The sequence below is a fragment of the Saccharibacillus sp. CPCC 101409 genome, assembly GCF_030518235.1.
Classification (GTDB): Bacteria; Bacillota; Bacilli; order Paenibacillales; family Paenibacillaceae; genus Saccharibacillus.
Genome location: NZ_JAULSA010000014.1, coordinates 57,334 through 78,069 on the forward strand (window position 1 = coordinate 57,334; position 20,736 = coordinate 78,069).

The window sequence follows — 20,736 nt, forward strand, 5'->3', positions numbered from 1 at the left end:
CGCGGCCGGTTCTGCAATGCGTACACACCCTAGAAAGAAGCGGACAGCTTTTTGCGAAAATGTTCGTCCAGCAGCATAATCTCCGGCCTGGCTTTGACCGCATGCCGGCCCAGCTTGACGTCGAGAATAAAATCGCTGCTCAACATCTCGCGGTACAGCGCCATAATTTCTTTTTCCGTCAGCTCGCCCATACGCTTCGTGTCGGAAGGAATTACCGCGATGCCGGCCCGCTCTACCCACCGCAAATTGCGCTTGATATCCGCAGCGATCCGGCTGAGAACCGGGTCGCTTTTTGCCGTGTCCGCATCGACCATGCCGTCTTCTGTGTAGAAGTGCTTGTTTACGGCGGCCAGCGCGGTATGCGAGACGTGAAATGCCAGGATATCGGTCTCGATATTGACGTGCAGGCCCGCCGTTTCGAAGATTCCGGCAAGTTCCCGCACTCGTTCGGTGATCTGTCCGCTGATTTCCCCGATATAGGTTCCCTGCTGCGGATCGGAACCGAATCGGGCATGCAGCACGCCGTTCTTGATATCGCCCCCGGCGCCCGGGAAGCCCGGAAGCAGCCGGTCGCCGACGATTTGCGTCCAGGCGTCGTAGCCAACGGTATTGGTCAGGGTCACGATCGTCGGACTGTCGTTGCGCCTAAGATCGGCAAGCGCGGACTCGGCCTGATCGTATCGCACCGGGACCAGAATATAATCGTACCTGTCGCTTGGTTCCAGTTTCCCGATCGTTTGGACCGGGACCTGCTTGACGTCTCCATTTTCGTTATACCGAAGCCCGTGCCGCCGAAGATCGTTCAGCCGTTCCCCGCGCGCAAGCAGGGTGATATCCGCTCCGGATTGGAGCAGTCGAAGCGCGTAAACACTTCCAATAACCCCCGCTCCGACAATCAACAGCCGGTGAGTTTTCTTGTTCATGAGGCGATCTTTCCTTTCGTTGATCTGCATGGATGCAGCCATTTACAATTGCCTAAACGACATTTGTTCGATAAAATCATAGTACGTTAGCGATGACGAGAGCAATCGACAAAGTAACGGATAAGTCGGATAAACGACACATTCCGGGATTTGAGGTTTAGAAAAGGAGCCAAGAAGATGAATCGGGAAGATCCGAGAGTGCTGCGAACCCGCCGGCTGATCCGGGAATCGTTCAGAACGCTGCTGCGGAGCAAAGGCTTTGAATCGATCACCATCAAAGACATCGCGCGGCAGGCAGTCATCAATCGCGCTACGTTTTATTCCCATTACGAAGACAAATATGCGCTGCTGGACGAGATCACGGAGCAGGCTTTTCTCGAAACGATGCCCGAACAAGCGAGAGAAGCGCGGCAGTTTACGGACGAAGTGTGCGAACTGTTGATTCTGGCGACTTACCGATACACCGTCGATTTTTATCGGACGTGCCGGATGGACTCCAAGTCGATCGCGACGCTGGTGGACCGGAAGATGAAAAGCATGCTTCAGGAAACCATCGAGACCATTCTACTGCGAACGGAAGATATCGCTCCGGCCAATCGGCGGCGCGCCAAGATGGCTGCGGCTATAACGGGAGCTGCGATCTACAGCGCCGCTTACGAATGGTTGACGATCGGGGACGACGACTCAACCGGGCCGCTTGTGGAGACGACGCTTCCGTATATCATGAACGGCATGAACGAGCTGCTGCTCGAACTGTCCGGTCCCGCGATCAAGACAGGAAGATGACCGGCAGCGTACTGGCGATGCGATATCGAATAAGAAAGAAGCTCAATCTCTGGATTGGGCTTCTTTTATTTTCTTTTTTATTCACAAAAATACCTCGAAATTTCATCTATTTTCATATTAAAGTTGAGTTATTATGAAAAATAAGCTACTTTCAATTAAAAGGAGGCGGCTATGCATGAAAAATTCGTTTCTGAAAAATCTGCTGCTGAACAATAAAAAGTTTGTCGCGATCACGCTTGTCCTGGTCACGCTCACTTCGATTACCGCCACGATCACGCCGGTGCTCGTCCAACTGCTGTCGAACACGGCGGAGGGGATGAGCGTATCCGCATTCGGCATCGTGATCGGTGCCATGACGCTGTCGTTCGTTATGCAGTTCGCGCTGCTGGTTTATCGGGAAAACTACGCGGCCCGGTTCAACACGCAGCATTTATCCTCGCTTCTGCGCAGGATGCACGGGATGACGTACGATTCCTATATCAAGAGGGAGCCGACCTATCTCATCAACCGGATGTTCGGGGCTGTCGACAATCTGTATCTGTTTCTGGTTTCCGGCTTAGGGGAGCTGATCCGGGCGCTGCTGGTCCTGTCGGTTGTGCTGGTGCTGGCTTTTTCCGTGCACGTCCTGGTTTTTCTGGCTTTGCTGCTGCTGATTCCGGTCAACTTCTTCGGCTTCCGGTTTATTAACCGCCGATTGAAGAGTAAAATGGAGTCGATGCAGGAACAAAGTGCCACCGCCAACAAAGACCTGGTATCGACTCTGTCGAATGCCGATGCGGTCAAACAGCTGCCGCAGTACGAGGTGCTGGAGCGTCTGCTGGTACCGGGAATCGGAAAGATGTACCGGACGCTGGCGGGAACGAACCGGTTTGCGCAGGGAACGAGCTCGATCGTCGACTTTATCAACCGGCTGTTTCAAAATATGCTGTACCTGACGATTACGTATGCGATTGCGCGCCAGTGGCTGCCGATCGGCAGCATCGTGATCGTGGGCCTGATCCTGCCGCTTTTTTTCGACGCGCTGGGCGGTCTGACGCGGATCAACCTCAATCTCAAAACGCTGGAAACCAGTCTGGACTTCGTCGCGAGCGAACTGGACGCGCAGCGTGAAGCGGACGGGGCGATTGAAGTCGGGCGGATCGGCGAGATTACGCTGGAAAATCCGATGTTCGAGCTGGATGGGAAAACGATGTCCTATCGGATCAACGCCCGGCTTTGCGCCGGACAGGTTGTTCATTTACAAGGCCCGTCGGGCTCTGGCAAGTCGTCTTTGTTGAAGCTGCTGCTCGGTTTCCGGAACGGGCGGGGAATACGCATTAACGATATTCCAATCGACAAGATCGCCAAACGTTCTCTTCGGTCCCGAATCGCCTACGCTTCGCAGCAGATGACTATTTTATCCAAAAGCCTGGAAGAAAATATCGGATGGGGCCGGGCGCTGACGAACGGGGAAAAAGAAAAGCTGGAAAAATCCGCGGTGCTTGCGCCGATTCTGCGGTCCAGAAGCTGGGACGCTCCGCTGACAGAAAACGGGGCGAATCTGTCGGGCGGCGAGAAGCAGCGGGTTGCCGTCGCCCGCATGCTGCTCCAGGGCGCGGACGTGTATCTGCTGGACGAATGCACGAGCAGTATCGATCAGGCTTCGGCCGACGATATCTTCCGGACCCTGCTCGAAGCGGCCGGAGGCAAGCTCGTAATCTATACGTCCCACAGCCGCGATGCGGCAAAGTACGCGACTCACACTATTTGCATAGAGACGGGGAATTTCAATGAATACATACTGGACGATCGAGGATCTGGCCAAGCAGCTTCGGGTCACGACCCGGACGATCCGCAACTACCTGAAATCCGGTGAGCTGTCGGGCTCCAAAGTAGGCGGTCAATGGCGCTTTACGCCGGACGACGTGCGTCATCTGGTCGGCTTCCGGAATCCGATCACCGCTTTTTCCGAACATTCGATACAGCCGGACAGCTTCGAAGAAACCCTGATCGCGTTCAATATCCCGATTCCCGGCGAAGGCGGGCTGGACCCGTTGCGCGATCGTCTTGTCGACCAATACAATAACGTCTACTCGGGACCGGACCGAAGATTCTACTACGAAGTTCTGTCGCCGCAGTATGCGCGCGTCGTGCTGACGGGTTCGCGCCAGTACGTACTGAGCTTCGGCGCCTGGATCGAGCAGCAGGCCTATCGCCCGGCGGAGCCGCCGCAATCTATCGAAAAGGAAGGGTGATCGGAATGTCTTTGTTTGCCGAGTTTAGACTGCTGCCGGTTGACCGGCTGGATGAGCTTGAACGACACGCGGACGTCGAGGCCGAGGGATTTGCGGAGTTCGGCGCTTTTGTTGAAAGCCATTCCAGGAGATTATCCGACTACGACGGCTCGGGTTATGTCTATTCGACGCTGCTGGAATACTTGTTCGAGCAGCAGATCGATCTGGAGGAATCGGCATTCGGCGAACTGGCAGCCCGATTGTCCGGCTGGCGGTATTCGCTCTGTCTGCTGCTGACGGAAGAACATAAGCGCGAGTATCTGGAGATGCTGAATCCCGACAACTTCGACCCGGTTGAGCTGGGCTGTTTCTACAACGATTTTAACGATACGCAAAGTACCGATATGGGCGGCCCGATGCTGGAAGCGACTCGGGTGCTGCATCGCAATCTGCGGGAAGTCGGTCCGGAAACGGTGCTGATGCTGACGCTGGAATAAACCTATAACGATAGCGCAGGAGGGGATTGGAGAATGTCTGTGACTTTGCAGTTGGCCGGTCCCGAAGACGCGCCGCTGATTCACGAAATGCAGGTCCGCTCTTTTACGCCGCTGGTTTTTTATGAAAAAGAGGTGAATTCATGATCCGCAGCCATCAGGTGATGGATCTGTTTCTCGAAGCCTGTCCTTCCTATCGAAAAAGACTGGAGCGTTATATCGAAGACAATTACGAGCCCGAAGATAAGCGGCTGCCGTATATCGAACTGGCGGATTTCGCGAAACATGTATTCGATCTGTACAGCCAGGAGCGAACCGAGGAATTCGAAGCGATCTTCGAAACGGTGGAAACTCTCCAAACGGAAGGCGATCAGGAAACGAAAGAACTGGCGATCGTCGGTTTTCTGGAAGATTTGCAGAATGTAATTCTAAGCAGCGGCAGTGTACAACTGGAAGACTTCGTGCCTTTTCTGGGACCGGTGTCCCGAAGCAGCTGGCGGCAGCTGATCGATTACTGGGACGGGAAAAAGGTCTGAACGGGATTAGCCTGTACTGGCGGGAATAGGGCGTGTACGCAAACTCCGAAGGAAGCAGATAAAGATGCACGTCGCTGAGTTTGCGTACACGGCCTAAAAACGGACGAACTTTTTCGCTCGACTGCGCGTTTATAGAGTAAACAAATCGGGCGATACGAAAGGAGTGCCGACTCTATGCCGGTCAAACGAATTTTTCTCGCGGTCGGATTGATGCTTTGTATGCTGACGACTGCCTGCGCGCCCGCGCAGGAACGCCAGACTCAATCGGTATCGACGAGCAATCCCACCGCTTCCGATCTTCTTGAATCGAATCCCGGCGCAAGTTTGTTTATGTATCAGGGGACCGTTTATATGGCCGGTGTGGATTGGGTCGATGAACTCGAACTGACGCGCGGCGAACCGGCGGCGGAAGTGCTCCGGCAGAGCGCAAACGGTGAGGGATTTGAGAACGGAATGGCTAACAAGTTGGAAAAAGGCACGATCCTGTATGAGGCGGCGGAGCGTTCGGATGTGCTAATCGCCGATACGCCGGAAGACGAGATCCGTTTTTACGGAATGGTCGAAGGGTAAATGTTGAAAAATAACGAAATTTCTCAAAGGAGGCCGACGATGCGAAAACGATGGATCATCCCGATCCTGCTCGCCGTACTCCTGTCCGGCTGCGGAGCCGGGCAGAAACAGGCGAAAGAATCCAAAACGGTAACGCTAAACTGTTTGACCGAGCTGGCGGATCAGTCGCCCTGCGAAGATTTCTCGTCCGCGGACGCCGAGGTGGTCGAGGCTTTTGAACAGGCGGCCGCCGGCGCAGTAGAGTTAAAAGGCGATATGAATTATACCGCGGAGTACCGGATGGATTTCTCGACGCGGGAACAGTCTTACGAGCTGTCGCTGGGTTCGGACCGCGAGATGAAAGGGCTGCTGCTCAAGGTGCCGAATACGTCCGTGGGCTATGAGATCGAGATCGAAGCGGCCAACAAACTGAGAGATATTTTAGGCAAGTAAAAAGAATGGGAGGAATGAACGAGATGAATCGAACAAAGTTGTGCGTATCCAGCCTGCTGCTTGCGGGCCTGATTACCGCCTGCGGAGAAAATTCCGCTCTCGCGACGGCATCCGCTTCCTCGGCTGCTCCGCCTCAGGCCGCCTCTGCGTCCGCCAGGCCGAAAGCGGTCGCCGAAGCCCGGCTGATTCCGGCGGGCTGGCATGCGCTGCTGCAGCCGAACGGCGGATTGGCGCGGACCGAAGGGGACTTGAACAAGGACGGGATTCCCGACCTTGCGCTGGTCATCGAGCAGGACGGCGAAGACGGAGAGCCGCTGCCGCGTTCGCTGCTGCTGGCGTTCGGCGACGGCAAGGGCGCTTATCGCCTGTCCGAGATTGCCGAACGCGTCGTGCTGAGCGCGGACGAAGGCGGCGTATGGGGCGATCCGTTTCGCAGCGTCGCAATCGAGCGGGGAGCCGTCGTGATCCGGCACTACGGCGGCAGCGCCGACCGTTGGTACAATACGTTCCGCTTCCGCTACCAGAACGAAGATTGGGTATTGATCGGCATCACCCGGGGCGTATACTTTACAGGAAACGAGCTGCCTGAGGAAGCCGACGAAGACGACTTCAATCTGCTTACCGGAGACTATACGAGCAAGCGCACGGACAGCGAAGGACAGGTGCGCGAGAAGAAGGGCAACCAGGGCAAAAAGCCGCTGATTTCAATCGAAGACTTCGATATTCAGCAGCAGCTGGAGCAGAAGCTTTTAAAATAATGGACGGCGAAGGAGCAAGCGCGCATGACAACCGGCGAACATTCCGCTTGGCCGGTATGGGCGAAGGAAACGGTGGCCGCGCGCCTGAGCGGTGAAAGCCGGCACTACGTTCCCTCCGAATTGGACAGCCACGACTGGCGGCGCTTCTTCGTCAAAGTCGAGAACGACCGCCGCCGATGCCATCTGCATCTAATGCGGGAGCTTGCGGAGCGGTTCCGCGATGACCGAGAAGCTTGTACGCGCGCGAAAAGCCGGTTTATTCAGGAGGTATTAGAGAATGGTCAAGCGTAAAACGCGCAGCGAGATTGGGATCGGCGGCCGCAGGTTAGCCGGGCCGCCGCAATGATCGTATGGATTAACGGAGCATTCGGCACGGGCAAAACGACCACGGCTTACGAGCTGCACCGGCGGATTCCGGGGTCGTTCGTTTACGATCCCGAAGAAGTCGGGTACTTTATTCGCAAGAACAGCCCCGTCAGTGTGCACAAAAGCGATTTTCAGGATTATCCGCTGTGGCGCGAAACGAACCTGTCGATGCTTGGCATGATTGAGCGGGAACATCCGGGCGTTGTGATCGTGCCGATGACGCTGGTAAAACCGCAGTATTTTCGCGAAATTGTCGGCGCGCTGCGGGCGGAAGGCGTGGAAGTGCGCCACTTCGCGCTGCTGGCCCGGCGTGAAACGCTGCTGCAGCGTCTGAAAGGCCGGGGAGACGGAAGCGATTCCTGGCCCGCGCAGCAGATCGACCGCTGTTTGGAGGCTTTGTCCGCCGAAGCGTTCGGGATGCACCTGCACACGGACGAGATGACGCCGGACGATGTTGTAGAGCGAATCGCCGCGGAGTGCGGGATTGAACTGCAAGCGGGCAGTTGAAGCGGGATGTATCGAACGGATTACGACGCTTCTCAATCTTTAACGTGAAAGGTTGGCGGGTATGGGGAGAGATTTTTCCGCTTTGTTTGCACACAAATTGGAAGAGAATGAAATCTATCGGTTTATCCAGACATTGAACGCCGGAACGCCGCCGGATGTCAAAGCTTTTATTGAGTATTTGCTTCCTTATAACCCTGAAGATCGGGGCAGATTATGGACAGTGGAATTCAGCTCTTTTAGCGGAGTTTGGGAAATTGAAGGACCGTGTGGCATCAGTTTAAGGCTGTCAAAAACCGTTTGTTATTTTCATCATTATATCCGGTGGAGAAACTTTTTAGTGGAAGACGATTTGCAGCGGCTGCTTCGGGCATGTACATACGGCTTCGCACATTATGTGCACTCCGAGTGGGCAATCTATGTGCCGGACAGTGCCGCAAAAGAGTCGGGGGTTATCGATTTTGTATGGGATGAAGATGCTAGGGATCTTTGCGCAATGCGTCAGTGGCTGCTTGACAACTGCGGCGAGCCCAGTCCGACGCTTCGGGAAATTTATCAAGAATTCGAAGATTATGCGGATAGCGACGGTTATTATATCGATGACTTCAAAGACTTGAAGGCTTGTTAAGACATTCCGGTAGCTAACCTTCCGGGTCCTATTGATCCAAAAAGGAGAATGCCATGCACAAAAAAAACCGGAAAATCGTAGTCGACGACCGGAAGTTTATTTATACCCTGGCGCAGAAATACGATTCCGGCACCAGCCGGGTTTCCCTGAAAATTTCGCTGCCGGATCGAAGAAACGACGCCTGCGTGTTCCATTTCTATACCTGGGACGATGTAATCGGAGGTTCTCCGCTGATGACGGGAATCGATCTGCCCGATAGGAAGAACGGACAAACCGCTCGCTGGAATCTGCATTTTCCGGGACAGATTCGGCTGTTCGTTCTGTATGCGCTTCGGCATGGATGGGACGGGGAGAAACGTGTGGAATTCACGGACGGCATCGGTGTGCTGGAGGAAATGGGATGGGAAGCGGAAATGCTCAGACCGGACTTGGAAAAACAAAATCAATATGGGAATTAGGAAGGATAGGAAGTAACGCAGAGGAGGGCTGTCAGTGTCTATTTCAATCCACACCGCGCTTTGCGATCTTATCGGTATTCGTCACCCGATCGTCCTTGCGCCTATGGCGGGCATTCCCGATATGGCGCCGCTCGTATCGGCCGTTTCCGCGGCGGGGGGATTGGGCACGCTGGGCGCCGCTTACCTCAAGCCCGAAGAAATACGCAGCGCCGTGCGGGAGATCCGGGAGAGTACCGAAGCGCCTTTTGCCGTCAATCTCTTTGCGCGCGCGGGACCGGACGACCTTACCCGTTTCGAGGTGGTGAACGAAGCGCTAAGCGGCGTATGCGATTCGTTGGAGATTCCGCATCCCGAGCGAAGCGACATTGCTACGCCCGATCTGTTCGAAGAACAGTTCGCTGTGCTCCTGGAAGAGAAGGTCCCGATCCTCAGCCTGACCTTCGGTCTGCTGGCCGAACCTTATATGCAGCGGGCGAAAAAGGCGGGCATGAAAATCATTGCGACGGCGACGACGGTAAACGAAGCGATTCTGGCGGAACGAGCGGGCTGCGACGCTATCGCCGCGCAGGGCAGCGAAGCGGGCGGGCACCGCGGCACATTCGATACGGCGAACCGGCGCATGGGCGCAAACGTCGGCACAATGGCGCTCGTTCCGCAGATCGTCGACGCCGTAGGCATCCCGGTTATCGCGGCGGGCGGCATCATGGACGGAAGAGGACTTGCCGCGTCGCTGGCGCTGGGCGCGTCGGGCGTCCAGATGGGCACCCGCTTCCTGACTTCGCTGGAATCCGGCGCGCACCCGGCGTACAAACAGGCGCTGCTCGGCAGCACGGAAGAAAGCACGGTGCTCACCGATGCGTTTTCGGGACGTCCGGCCAGAGGGATCGCCAACGCATTTATCCGGCGCTGGACCGACACCGGCCTCGATCCGCTGCCTTTCCCGACGCAAAACACGCTGACCAGAGAAATTCGCAATGCCGCCGCCCGGCAAAACGACGCCGAGCATATGGCGCTTTGGGCGGGGCAGGGAACGAGAATGCTTACGGACGGCCATCCGGCCGGAGCCATCGTGCGGCGGGTTGTGGAGGAAGCGGAACGCATTTTGCTGTGATAAGGAGGAACTCTGTATGACGGGACACGCTGCGGAATGCATGAAGAATCTTCCTTCCGCGCAGGAATGCAGCCGAATTTTCCGGGCGGCCGCTATGCTGGATGCGATGCTGTCGCCCGAGTGGGATTACCGGTACTACTCCTATAATGCCAAATGGTATGAGGAGGAAGAAATGGCATCGCTGCGCGACGGGGAAGGCAGTCATTATTTTGCGCAGTTTGCGCAGGACCGTTTGACGATCAAAGGTTTCGACCGCGAGCGTGCAGAGTTAGGCAGCTCCGCGATCGGGGTGGATGCCGTTCCCGCCGAGGTAAGCGAATTTTTGCGGGAGCCCGCTTTTATGGGAGATGAAACGACGTTCTGCCTCTGGAATCTGCCGGAATCGCCGGGCTGGTCGGCCGATAAGCTTTACACGGAGCAGGACTGCCGGCTGCTGCGCGTGCTGACGGGGGAAGCGGCTTATTATTGTCAATGGGCCGCCGAGTATTACGAGACCGAGCTCGATCCGCGGGCGGTAGCGAGAATTTTTGCTTTGGAGCCGTTGACGTCCGAGCTGCTGGGATTGTTCACCGACGAGCTGAGCCTGGCAGAACTTGAAGAAGACCTGGAGGAGATCGGATATCCGATAGGCGGAAAAGGAGAAGCCAACTCAAAATGAGCGAATCCAATTCAACGAATCAAGAACACGAACGCATAATCCGCAGTCTGGCAGCCCAAACGCTCGGCAGCGATCCGTCCGTGTTCGAGCGTATGACTTTCGGTCATCGAAATGTCGTGTACCGAGCTTCGTCTGCCGGGCGTTCGATCATCGTCCGCACCAATGCCGACCTGAAAGTTATGCGCGGAACGGGCGACAATATGACGGACCTGCGCGAGCTGGGCATTCCGGTTCCGCGGATTCTGGCGTTCGACTTCGACGGCGGGGATTATCCTTTTGCCTATATGATTCTGGAAGAGATTCCGGGCCGCGATCTGCGCGACGAGCTGCCCGATATGACGCAGGAGCAGATGACGGCGGTCGCCGAGCGGATCGCTTCGTTCCAGCGCAAAGCTTCCCGGCTTCCGCGCGGTATGGGTTACGGCTGGGTGCCGATCGGAGACAAAGGGCCGTTCCATTCCTGGTCGGAGCTGATCCGCAGCGACAGGGAAACGAATTTCCAGCAAAGCGGCGAAGTGGCGGGTACGGACGTATTGGAACGTCTGGATCGAAGGCTTGAAGCTTTGACCTCTTACTTCGATACGATCGAACCTGTTTGTTTTCTGGACGATCTGACGATCAAGAACGTGATTGTGGAAAAAGGCGAACTGCGCGGCGTGATCGACTTCGACGTTGTGTGCTACGGCGATTCGCTGTATGCGATCGCGCTGACGCAGACGGCGATTGTGTGCGATATCGGCGAGCATCGGCTGTTCTACGCGGACGAGCTGTGCCGGGCGATGGGACTCGACGCCGAGCAGCGCCGGATCGTCGATGTTTACGCCGCGCTGTTCGCGGGATCGTTCCTCGATTACTGCCGGGAGAACGGGGATGAAGAAGGGGAACGGAGACTGCTGCGGTTTATGGGGAAGTGGCTGGAGAATTAGCGCACAATTTCCCGCTGACGGAATAAATATTCGCAGCGATCGTCTTGCCGGGAGCGACTACTCTATAAAATGCTGACTTCATGCTCACATTTTACAAACAAAATACGGGTTTCCCTTCAAATGCTGACGTAAAGTCAACAAATCTTTTCCTCAAAGCCGATGATGCGCCGGCACGGGAAGAATTGTTGATCAAACGTCAGCATTTTTGGGAAGTCGAGCGACTTTGCCGTGGAATGTTGACTTTTTGCTCACATTTTTGGAATCGCACTTAAAGCGTGTGCGTTTCATTCAACGCCGCGTCACTTTCCCTTGACGTGCCCCGGCACGCCTTCAGAAAAGTTCCTTGTATCGAACGAAAATCCAGCCAAATCTGCTCCCTTCGAAGTTTGAAAACACGCCCTAGCGCAGAAGGAATTCAGGAAAGCTTCCGACAGTCTCATATTTGCATACATAAGAGCCCTTGCCGCCCGGGACCGCACGAAGAAGTCTCTGCTCAGCGAGAGTCGTCAGTATTTTGCGGGATTTGCGATGGCAGAATCCGTACTTCTGCCGAAGATCGATTGGCCGGATGGCCCGTCCCAGATGCCAGGCGGTAAGCAGCACGTCTTTCTCCTCCGGAGAAAGTTCCGGATGATCCGGCCGGCTGAACGGCCCCGCAGCGAACGGACCCAAACTTAACTGCAGCAGCATCCGGCATACTTCGGGGCGCCGCTCGATATCGTCGAACGCGAAGTGCAGCATTTTCCAACCTATTCCGGTTAAGAACGAATCGCGGTTAAGCGCGTAAGAAAAGCGCTCGCGATCCATGTCTTTGATATGACTCTGGAAGCCGTCGCATTCGATGCCGATCTTTCCGCCGTTCTCCGGCAGGAAAGCGAAGTCGAGAAACTGCGAGCGGCGGTTCCAATCGTGGATCTCATACTCCGGATGCAGATGGTCGAGACTGCCGAGCAGCGGCCACCAGACCTTTTCCAAAAAAAGTTTCTCCGCATACCGGTGTCCGCGCTCCAGTCTTCCCCGCCGCTCGCCGGAGCGCGCTTCCAGATGCCGACGCAAATAAAGAGCATGCGCCGCTTCGAATTCGACTGGCTGGGCGGAATTGCGATTGTTCATCAAGACTCCTCCTTTAAAAATGAACGCAAAAAACGTCCTCCCGACAATTTGCCGGAGAGGACGTTCTTCGTCGCTCGCTTTTATGTGAATAAAAAAATTATATCATAGAAAACCGCAGTCCCTGCCGATCTTCACCAATTTTTTCATTTCAGATTCATTTAAGCCGCCGCTCTTATCATAAGCTCATCGAAACCAACTCAACCCAAACTAACGAACACGAAGAGGTGAGCTTCCATGATGAGAGCCGACGAACCGATTAAACGCAAACATACATTCAAGCGCAGGTGGCTGATTATCGTTCTGGTCGTGCTGCTGGCGGTCGGGTCGATCCTGTACAGCCTGGCGAACCGCTACCTGATCCCGCATGTGCAGGTAGCGGTGGCGGACAGCGCGACGACAAGCACCGTGGACGTGCAAACCGCCGCGGCCGAAGCGAACGCCACGTCCGACGATTGGAGCTACAGCAGCGACGATGTGGATATTAATATCAAACAGGTCGTGACCGGCTCCGGTTCGGACCAGGTCACGTACTACGTCGCCGATGTCGTGCTCCAGAACGCGACCGATTTGAAGTCGGCGCTGGCGAATAACAGCTTCGGTACCAACATTACCGACACCACGTCGGATATCGCTTCGAACGCGGGCGCGATTCTCGCAATCAACGGCGATTACTACGGCTTCCGCGACGACGGCGTCATTATTCGCAACGGTACGCTGTACCGCGACGAGCCGACCCGCGACGCCATGGCGCTGATGAGCGACGGCACGATGAAGACCTACGATGAAACGGAAGTTTCCTCTTCCGAGCTGCTGGCCGACGGCGCGCTCAATACGCTGTCTTTCGGCCCGATCCTGGTGCAGGGCGGCGAGATCGCCGGCGACTTCAGCAGCGTGAGCATCAACAAAAACTTCGGCAACCGTTCGATCCAGGACGCCAATCCGCGAACGGCGATCGGGATGATCTCCGCCAATCATTACGTATTCGTCGTCGTCGACGGCCGTTCGAGCGACAGCCGCGGCATGACGCTGACCGAACTCGCGAACGTGATGAAAGACCTCGGTGCGACCGAAGCGTACAATCTCGACGGCGGCGGCTCCTCGACGATGTATTTTATGGGCCGGGTCGTCAACAATCCGCAGGGCGAAAACAAAGAACGCGGCGTCAGCGATATTCTGTACGTCGGCGAGGGGGATTAAGCCATGACTATTCTGATTCCTTCCTACGAACCCGACGTGCGTCTGCTGAACCTGATCGTCGAGCTGCAAAAATACGGCCTCGGACCGATCGTCGTCGTGGACGACGGCAGCGGACCGGCTTACCGGGGCTTGTTCGAAACGGCCGAAGCGTACGGATGCACCGTGCTGACGCACGAAGTCAATCTGGGCAAAGGCCGCGCGCTCAAAACGGGCTTCCGCCATATCAAGCAGTCCGGCGTATTCGAACCGATCGTCTGCGCGGACAGCGACGGCCAGCATCTGCCGCGCGATATCCAGCGGGTCGTGCTGGCGATCCGCAACCGGCAGGAAGCCGGAATCGTGCTCGGCAGCCGCAAATTCAGCGGAAAAGTGCCGCTGCGCAGCCGCTTCGGCAACAGTGTCACCCGCGGCGTGTTCGCCGTCGCGACCGGCAGCAAAGTGCACGATACCCAGACCGGGCTGCGCGGCTTCTCGTATTCCATGCTGGACTGGCTGTGCAGTATTCCCGGCGACCGGTTCGAGTACGAGATGAATATGCTGCTGACGGCGCGCAGGGAAGGGTATCCGATCAGCGAAGTGTTTATCGAGACGGTGTATCTGGAAGAAAACAAGTCGTCGCACTTCCGCCCGCTGATCGATTCGTTCCGGATTTACCTGCCGATTCTGACTTTTGGCGCTTCTTCCGCCGCTTCGGCGCTGATCGATTTTACCCTGCTGTTTGTGTTCCAGGCTTTGACGAACAATCTGTTCCTGTCGGTTGTGCTCGCCCGGCTGTGCAGCTCCGTGTTCAACTACTCGGTCAACCGCAAATACGTCTTCGGCGGCACAGAGTCCTCCAAAATCCGGCGCTCGCTGCCCAAGTATTTTTCGCTCGTCGCGTTGGTGCTGATGATGAATTACGGCCTGCTTTACTTTTATAACGAAACCTTGATTATCCCGCTCGTGATCGCCAAACTCCTGACCGAGGCTTCGATCTTCGTGTTCAGCTTCTGGGCGCAGCGGCGGTTTGTGTACTAAACTATCCACTCTCCAGCTTTTAGGATATAATCGGTTTATAATCATGCAATAGCAGCTGTTTCAGGCGGAGGAGGACGAGCAGATGAAGCAGTTAATCGACTACTACAGCGCATACGACGAATGGGGCCGGCTCGACCGCGAACCGCTGGAATATCTCGTGAACATGCACCATATTCGCGGCAATCTGCCGGAAAGCGGACGAATCCTCGATAACGGCGCGGGACCCGGCAAGTATTCCGTCGAGCTGGCGAAGGCCGGCTACCGGGTTACGCTGGCCGACCTCACGCCCCGCCTGGTGGAAACGGCGGAGCGCAAAGCGGAAGAAGAAGGCGTGCGGGAGCGATTCGACGGTTTCCATGCGCTGGACGCGCGGGACTTGAGCGGTCTGCCGGACGAGAATTTCGACGCCGCGCTGATGCTCGGTCCGCTGTATCATTTGCAGGAGGAGCGCGATCGCCGTCAGGCGGTGGGCGAGCTGCATCGGGTAACGAAGCCGGGCGGAATCGTATTCGTCGCTTTTATGCCGAGAACGGCTTTTCTGCGCACGTCGCTGGAGCGGCCGCTGAACTGGAAACCGAATCATACCGCCGCCGGATTGGATAAAATGCTGGATACCGGCGCGTTCGAGCATGAAGACGAAGGACGTTTTACCGGCGCTTATTATTTCGATATCGACGATATCCGGCCGTTTATGGAAGAGCAGGGCTTCGAAAGCGTCAAACTGATCGCCTCCGCCAGCTTGGCCGGTTCGATGGACGCCGAGCAGTGGGACTACTGGCGCGGCCGCGGCGAAGAAGAGTTTGCAGCCGTGATGCGGCGGGTGATCCAGGTATCGGAAAGCCCGTATATTCTGGGAACGTCGTCGCACTTGCTGTATATCGGACGGCGAAAATAGTGGACACCGCAATCGAAGAACGGTTTGTCCGGCAATTTTGCCGCAAAAGAATACGGGAGCGTCTGCTGTTCGAACTGGGTTCTCCCAATAAACGCAAAGCGGCGATGAGCCGCTTTTCCCATAACTATGCCGACATCCTGATCGAAGAATATAGGAACGAATTAAACAAGCACGACGTACATGCGACATGGATTATCGGGCAGTTGAAGAAACTCGGAGCGGCGGAGTCCGTCTACTGTTTGTCTTATTTGGAAGGGATCGACGGGCGCTCGCTGGGATTGGATGAAGCCGTTCGCCTTGTATATGGAGCCGGCATGCCGTCGATCATCGTCTGCGGCAGCAGCCTGGCTTACTTCGAAGCGGAACAGTCGGCGGGAGCGCCGCCGCGTTTTATACTGAAGCGTTAACGACCGGCAGAAAACGATGATGGAAAAGGAGCGGATGGCAATGAAGATGATTCGTACGGAGTCCCGGACCGGCCGCAGAGCCAATTGCAAATCTATCCCGTTCGCCGGGCTGCTGCTCGGAACGGTACTCGTTTTGTCCGCCTGCGACCAAGAAGAATCAGACGCGCCGCCGGAAACGGAGTCGACCCTTTCTTCGGCGGTAACAACGAAAGCGGTTGCATCGTCCGGCGCCGCGTTAAGCTGGGACACGTTCCGCGACTATCCTTTTGAAGACATTGGCTCCGGACTCTATATTCGTCAATACGAACTCGGTGGCGGGCACAAGCTGGTCGTCAGCGGAAAAAGCCTCGATAAAGCGCCCGAACGGATCGTTTGGATTAACGGGGACGGCGCGGAAACGGAAATTCGCGACAGCGAAGGTTGGCAGCATGTGCGGGAAGCGGTAGGATTGAATAGATAAAGCGGCTTCATAAAACGACTTCGGGAGAGTGATAGCGGCATGGAACACGTTTATCTTGGCAGAGCCGGACTTCAAGTCTCGCGTTTATGTCTCGGCACGATGACGTACGGCGATTGGGATATGGACGAGAAAAGCTCGCTTGCGATTCTGGATCGGATTCTGGACGCGGGCATTACTTTCCTCGATACGGCGGATACATACGGCAAAGGGACGAGCGAAGAAATCATCGGCAAAGCCGTGAAACACAAGCGCGAACAGGTCGTTCTCGCCACCAAGTTCAAAGTCCGCACGGCGGAAGGACCTAATGGGGAAGGGGCGAGCCGGCACCGTATCATGCGCCAGGTCGAAGCCAGTCTCAAGCACCTCGGCACCGATTATATCGATCTGTATCAGGTGCATCGTCCCGATCCGAATACGCCGATCGACGAAACGCTGCGGGCGCTCGACGATCTGGTCCGGCAGGGCAAAGTCCGCTACATCGGCTGCTCGAACTTCGAAGCGTGGCGCATGATCGAATCGCTCTGGACAAGCGAGAAGATGAATCTGGAACGGTTCGTCACCAACCAGCTCAACTACAGTTTGTTGGAGCGATACAGCGAGCAGGAGATTATCCCGGCCGCCGAACGCCACGGCATCGCGACGCTGGCGTACTCGCCGCTCGCCGGCGGCTGGCTGTCCGGCAAATACCGCCAGGGACAGCCGCTGCCGCAGAACTCGCGCGGAGAAGCGCTCGATCTGGACAAGCCGGCGAACCGGGCCAGACTGGAAACGGTGGAACGGCTCGCGCAGTTGGCGGAAGCCAGGGGAGTGGCGCTGAGCCAATTCTCGCTGGCCTGGCTGATGCGCAGAGGCGACATGATCCCGATCGTCGGCATCCGCAACGAGCGGCAGCTCGAAGACAATCTGAAAGCGCTGGATATCGAGCTGACGGACGAAGAACTGCGCGCGGTGGACGAGATCGTGCCGAGCCCGTACCGCGATTTCTCGAAAGACGGAAGCTTTACGCTGACCAAGATTTCGCTTTGAGCCAATCGGTGATTGAAGTTGGGAATGGAGAAGCCTTGCCCGCGGCAGCGGACAGGGCTTTTTTTACAAGCTTATCTTTCTAAAAAAAATAAATTCAACACATGAAAAATTCACAATAATAAAATCAAAAAATAACCGAAAAATAGCGAAGCGAAATCCAGTGAAACCCTGTTACACAGATAAAATCGATTGAAACCCTATTACGCAGAGCGAACTCGTTGAAACCGTACTACGGAATGCGTCTTCAAATTTGCCGAAACGCATCTCCAACCGCTCTAAACCAAATAAACTGCAAATATCCACTTCGTTCTCCGCTCTGCTCCCTAAAAATAGCGATCTGGTGCCAATATCCACTATATTTTTGTTTTCGGCGCTTTTTCGGCCTTCGAACCGGGAATAAGATGGATTTTCGCGCTTTGTTTTCGATTTATCGTCTCTGTCTATAAAACGAAGTGGATTTTTGCATTAGACTGGATTTGACCTGAACCTGGACTTGAATTTGAGTTTCGTCCGTGTGGGATTCAGGTTACATAAGCCGCTTATTAGCAGCCCGCCGAAGCGGGTAATAGAACACGTAAGCAGGCGGCCCGGCAAACGGAACGTTCTGCGTGCTTCTATATACTGCATAAGAGAGCGGGGAATCCCAGATGACATCCAACAATACCGACTTGAATTTCGATCTGATCGTACTCGGGACCGGCAGCGCGGGACAAAGCGTCGCCAGCGCCTGCCGCAAAGAAGGCTGGAGCGTGGCGATCGTCGACCCGCGTCCGTTCGGCGGTACCTGTTCGCAGCGCGGCTGCGACCCCAAGCGCGTGCTGGCCGGAGCGGCCGAGATCATCGCGCGCAGCCGGAACCTCAAAGGCAAAGGAATCAAAAGCGAGAATGCAATCGATTGGGCCGAACTGATGGCTTTTAAGAATACGTTTACACGCGGCATTCCGGAATCGACGGAGGAGAAGTTCGAGAAAGAAGACATCCGCTATTTTCACGGAACGGCTTCGTTCGCGGGCAGACAAAGCATTCAAGTGGGCGAGCATACCCTGACCGGCGGCAAAGTCCTGATCGCGACCGGCGCCAAACCGGCTCCGCTGTCGATTCAGGGCGAAGAACTGCTGCTGCGCAGCGACGACTTTCTGGACCTGGAGATTCTGCCGGAGAAGATCGTATTGATCGGCGGAGGCTATATCTCGTACGAGTTCGCGCATATCGCGGCCGAAGCCGGCTCCGAAGTGCATCTGGTCCATAACAACGACAAACCGCTCAAGAACTTCGATCCCGATCTGGTCGAGGCGCTGACGGAAGCTTTGAAGGAGACCGGCGTTATTTTTCATCTGAACACGGAAACGAAAAGTATCGCCCGGACCGGAAACGGCTATGTGCTGGAAGTCGAAGAAAACGGCCGTCCGCTGCGGATCGAATGCGGAGCCGCCGTGCACGGCGCGGGACGGGTTCCGAATATCGACGAACTGGATTTGCAAAAAGGCGGCGTGGACGCGGATAAAAAAGGTATCAAAGTCGACGACCATCTGCGCAGTCTCAGCAACCCCGACGTTTACGCCGCGGGCGACGTCTCCGGTTCCCCCGGCCTTCCGCTGACCCCGATCGCCGGTCTGGAAGCCAAAGCCGTAGCCGCCAATCTGCTCAAAGAAGGAAGCGCGACGCCCAACTATACCGCGACGCCTTCGATCGTATTCACGTATCCCATGCTCGCCTCCGTCGGCATGACCGAACAGCAGGCGCGGGAGAGCGGAAAGAACATCAAAGTCAATTTCTCCGACATGTCGGACTGGTACACCTATAAACGTTCTAACGACCGTCCAAGTATGGCAAAAGTGATCCTGGACGCATCCGACGGCACCATCCTCGGCGCGCACGTGCTGAACGGCGAAGCCGAACACCTGATCAATTACTTCACCATCGCCATGCGCCACGGCCTCAAAGCCGAACAATTGAGCGACACCCTGTTCGCCTACCCGACCGAAGCGAGCGATATTCAGTATTTGCTTGAGCTGTAACCGCTCAATCTTTAGTCATTGAAACAGCAGCCGTTGAGGTTGAGTTTGCAGTCCTTGAAGCTGGAGCAAAGTGAGTAAGCGAAAGCAGTCTTCCCGCCGCCTTTGAGAAAAAAGCGGAATTGACAGGCTGCTTGGGTGTCAAGAAAGTTCGGTTTAATAAAAAGCCAATAAGCGGAGAGAGAAATTCAGTGAAGGAACGAGAGTGTTCGCCTTTGAAATTGGGAAGATTCCGCATAAATCTAATCCCTCTTCCCAATTTCAACACGCGACCGGAACGAATTTCTCTCGCAGCCTTTATAGGCTGTTTAACGAACAGGACTTACCCAACACTCCAGAAGCGGTCCAACAAGACCGCTTTTTTCTGTTCGTTTATGTTAGAATAAGAAAAAAGCGAGGTGCCCGTACATGCTGCCGCTGCAACGAAAACAAGAACTTATCGCCTATCTGGCCGATAAAGGAGCCGCTACACTCAAAGAACTTAGCCTGCGCTTCGGCGTGTCCGAGATGACCATCCGCCGCGACCTGAATATGCTTCAGCGCGAGAACGTAATCCGGCGTTCCCACGGCGGAGCCGTTTATCAGGGCGAACAAACGCAGATCGAACGCAAAGAACCGGCAATCCCGGACAAAGAAGCGAGCAACCGGGCGATCAAAGGCCGTCTGGCCGCTTACGCCGCCCGGCATTTCGTCCGCAGCGGAGACACCGTCGCGCTGGAGAACGGGACGACCGTCTCGCGCATGGCCGAGCATCTGGATCATGTCGAAGAACTGACGCTGCTGACCAACGGCATGGATACCTTCAACCTGTTTCGTCCTTATGCCAATGCCAGGCGTACCCTGATCAGCAGCGGGGGCATCCTGCGGGAGAAGTCGGGCACGCTCGTCGGTCCGGAAGCCGAGAACTTTTTTGCCCGCTACCATGCCGATACGCTGTTTCTGTCCGCGCTCGGTTTCACGCCGGAAGCGGGATTCACCGATCCCAATCTGCTGGATACCCAGGTGAAGAAAATGATGATCCGCTCCGCCCGCAAAGTCGTGATGCTGCTCGATTCCTCGAAGTTCGGCCAGCGTTTCCTGTCGCCGGTGGCTTCCCTGCAGGATATAAACATGCTGGTTACCGACCAGGGGCTAAGCCGCGAGAATCGCGCGGTCATCGAAGAAAGCGGAGTGGAACTCCATATCGTTTAGGGTACGCCTCAAAACTTCCTTCTCGGAGTTTTAAGGCGCGCCCTAATTTTTT

General features: G+C 55.8%; 25 protein-coding genes. 23 read left to right on the forward strand and 2 right to left on the reverse strand.

Going from position 1 to position 20,736, the window contains the following annotated elements; genetic code table 11:
• Window positions 1-29: 29 nt before the first annotated feature.
• Window positions 30-923 (reverse strand): ketopantoate reductase family protein, encoded by an 894-nt coding sequence (locus QWJ34_RS22195; RefSeq protein WP_302731258.1) that lies wholly within the window; start codon window positions 921-923, stop codon window positions 30-32.
• A gap of 177 nt (window positions 924-1,100) precedes the next feature.
• On the opposite strand from QWJ34_RS22195, the gene QWJ34_RS22200 reads away from it, so the two are divergent.
• The 15 genes from QWJ34_RS22200 (at window position 1,101) to QWJ34_RS22270 (ending at window position 11,363) form a co-directional block, all read left to right on the forward strand.
• Window positions 1,101-1,709 carry a TetR family transcriptional regulator gene (locus QWJ34_RS22200; RefSeq protein WP_302731260.1) on the forward strand — a complete coding sequence of 203 codons (609 nt, stop codon included), beginning with the start codon at window positions 1,101-1,103 and terminating at the stop codon, window positions 1,707-1,709.
• 175 nt (window positions 1,710-1,884) lie between these two features.
• A complete protein-coding gene (locus QWJ34_RS22205) occupies window positions 1,885-3,564 on the forward strand; it encodes an ATP-binding cassette domain-containing protein (protein ID WP_302731262.1) in 1,680 nt (559 codons plus the stop codon).
• Window positions 3,479-3,943 carry a helix-turn-helix domain-containing protein gene (locus QWJ34_RS22210; protein WP_302731264.1) on the forward strand — a complete coding sequence of 155 codons (465 nt, stop codon included), beginning with the start codon at window positions 3,479-3,481 and terminating at the stop codon, window positions 3,941-3,943. Before QWJ34_RS22205 ends, QWJ34_RS22210 begins: the two co-directional genes overlap by 86 nt.
• A gap of 5 nt (window positions 3,944-3,948) precedes the next feature.
• Window positions 3,949-4,419 (forward strand): hypothetical protein, encoded by a 471-nt coding sequence (locus tag QWJ34_RS22215; RefSeq protein ID WP_302731266.1) that lies wholly within the window; start codon window positions 3,949-3,951, stop codon window positions 4,417-4,419.
• Window positions 4,420-4,559: 140 nt separating this feature from the next.
• On the forward strand, window positions 4,560-4,952 hold the full coding sequence (locus QWJ34_RS22220; RefSeq protein WP_302731268.1) for a DUF7674 family protein: 393 nt from the start codon (window positions 4,560-4,562) through the stop codon (window positions 4,950-4,952).
• Between the two features lie 174 nt (window positions 4,953-5,126).
• Window positions 5,127-5,522: a hypothetical protein gene (locus tag QWJ34_RS22225; protein WP_302731270.1), complete on the forward strand. Its 396-nt coding sequence runs from the start codon at window positions 5,127-5,129 to the stop codon at window positions 5,520-5,522.
• A 39-nt stretch (window positions 5,523-5,561) separates the two neighbouring features.
• The gene (locus QWJ34_RS22230) at window positions 5,562-5,954 is read left to right on the forward strand and encodes a hypothetical protein (RefSeq protein WP_302731272.1); all 393 of its coding nucleotides are present in this window, start codon (window positions 5,562-5,564) and stop codon (window positions 5,952-5,954) included.
• Between the two features lie 23 nt (window positions 5,955-5,977).
• Entirely contained in the window at window positions 5,978-6,712 is a 735-nt protein-coding gene (locus tag QWJ34_RS22235; RefSeq protein WP_302731274.1) for a hypothetical protein, read from the forward strand.
• A gap of 24 nt (window positions 6,713-6,736) precedes the next feature.
• Window positions 6,737-7,003: a GrpB family protein gene (locus QWJ34_RS22240; RefSeq protein WP_302731276.1), complete on the forward strand. Its 267-nt coding sequence runs from the start codon at window positions 6,737-6,739 to the stop codon at window positions 7,001-7,003.
• A gap of 51 nt (window positions 7,004-7,054) precedes the next feature.
• Entirely contained in the window at window positions 7,055-7,585 is a 531-nt protein-coding gene (locus tag QWJ34_RS22245) for an AAA family ATPase (protein ID WP_302731278.1), read from the forward strand.
• 82 nt (window positions 7,586-7,667) lie between these two features.
• Window positions 7,668-8,210, forward strand: a complete 543-nt coding sequence (locus QWJ34_RS22250; protein ID WP_302731280.1) for a hypothetical protein — start codon at window positions 7,668-7,670, stop codon at window positions 8,208-8,210.
• A 53-nt stretch (window positions 8,211-8,263) separates the two neighbouring features.
• Window positions 8,264-8,668: a hypothetical protein gene (locus QWJ34_RS22255; protein WP_302731281.1), complete on the forward strand. Its 405-nt coding sequence runs from the start codon at window positions 8,264-8,266 to the stop codon at window positions 8,666-8,668.
• Between the two features lie 34 nt (window positions 8,669-8,702).
• Window positions 8,703-9,779, forward strand: a complete 1,077-nt coding sequence (locus QWJ34_RS22260; protein ID WP_302731282.1) for an NAD(P)H-dependent flavin oxidoreductase — start codon at window positions 8,703-8,705, stop codon at window positions 9,777-9,779.
• Between the two features lie 16 nt (window positions 9,780-9,795).
• On the forward strand, window positions 9,796-10,437 hold the full coding sequence (locus tag QWJ34_RS22265) for a hypothetical protein (RefSeq protein WP_302731283.1): 642 nt from the start codon (window positions 9,796-9,798) through the stop codon (window positions 10,435-10,437).
• Window positions 10,434-11,363, forward strand: coding sequence for a phosphotransferase family protein (locus QWJ34_RS22270; protein ID WP_302731284.1), 930 nt, complete (start codon window positions 10,434-10,436; stop codon window positions 11,361-11,363). Before QWJ34_RS22265 ends, QWJ34_RS22270 begins: the two co-directional genes overlap by 4 nt.
• Before the next feature lie 399 nt (window positions 11,364-11,762).
• Here QWJ34_RS22270 and QWJ34_RS22275 read toward each other — a convergent pair whose 3' ends face one another.
• On the reverse strand, window positions 11,763-12,476 hold the full coding sequence (locus QWJ34_RS22275) for a hypothetical protein (protein ID WP_302731286.1): 714 nt from the start codon (window positions 12,474-12,476) through the stop codon (window positions 11,763-11,765).
• 234 nt (window positions 12,477-12,710) lie between these two features.
• Between QWJ34_RS22275 and QWJ34_RS22280 the strand changes: the two genes are divergently transcribed.
• The 8 genes from QWJ34_RS22280 to QWJ34_RS22315 all read left to right on the forward strand — a co-directional run bounded on the left by QWJ34_RS22280 (window position 12,711) and on the right by QWJ34_RS22315 (window position 20,684).
• Window positions 12,711-13,673 carry a phosphodiester glycosidase family protein gene (locus tag QWJ34_RS22280; protein ID WP_302731288.1) on the forward strand — a complete coding sequence of 321 codons (963 nt, stop codon included), beginning with the start codon at window positions 12,711-12,713 and terminating at the stop codon, window positions 13,671-13,673.
• A gap of 3 nt (window positions 13,674-13,676) precedes the next feature.
• A complete protein-coding gene (locus tag QWJ34_RS22285) occupies window positions 13,677-14,690 on the forward strand; it encodes a bifunctional glycosyltransferase family 2/GtrA family protein (RefSeq protein ID WP_302731290.1) in 1,014 nt (337 codons plus the stop codon).
• A gap of 82 nt (window positions 14,691-14,772) precedes the next feature.
• Entirely contained in the window at window positions 14,773-15,585 is an 813-nt protein-coding gene (locus QWJ34_RS22290; protein ID WP_302731292.1) for a class I SAM-dependent methyltransferase, read from the forward strand.
• On the forward strand, window positions 15,585-15,992 hold the full coding sequence (locus tag QWJ34_RS22295; protein ID WP_302731294.1) for a hypothetical protein: 408 nt from the start codon (window positions 15,585-15,587) through the stop codon (window positions 15,990-15,992). The genes QWJ34_RS22290 and QWJ34_RS22295 overlap by 1 nt, the downstream gene beginning before the upstream one ends.
• A 40-nt stretch (window positions 15,993-16,032) precedes the next feature.
• The gene (locus tag QWJ34_RS22300) at window positions 16,033-16,452 is read left to right on the forward strand and encodes a hypothetical protein (protein WP_302731296.1); all 420 of its coding nucleotides are present in this window, start codon (window positions 16,033-16,035) and stop codon (window positions 16,450-16,452) included.
• 39 nt (window positions 16,453-16,491) lie between these two features.
• A complete protein-coding gene (locus QWJ34_RS22305; RefSeq protein ID WP_302731298.1) occupies window positions 16,492-17,478 on the forward strand; it encodes an aldo/keto reductase in 987 nt (328 codons plus the stop codon).
• Window positions 17,479-18,125: 647 nt separating this feature from the next.
• Window positions 18,126-19,496, forward strand: a complete 1,371-nt coding sequence (locus tag QWJ34_RS22310) for a dihydrolipoyl dehydrogenase family protein (RefSeq protein WP_302731300.1) — start codon at window positions 18,126-18,128, stop codon at window positions 19,494-19,496.
• 405 nt (window positions 19,497-19,901) lie between these two features.
• Window positions 19,902-20,684: a DeoR/GlpR family DNA-binding transcription regulator gene (locus QWJ34_RS22315; protein ID WP_302731302.1), complete on the forward strand. Its 783-nt coding sequence runs from the start codon at window positions 19,902-19,904 to the stop codon at window positions 20,682-20,684.
• Window positions 20,685-20,736: the final 52 nt, after the last annotated feature.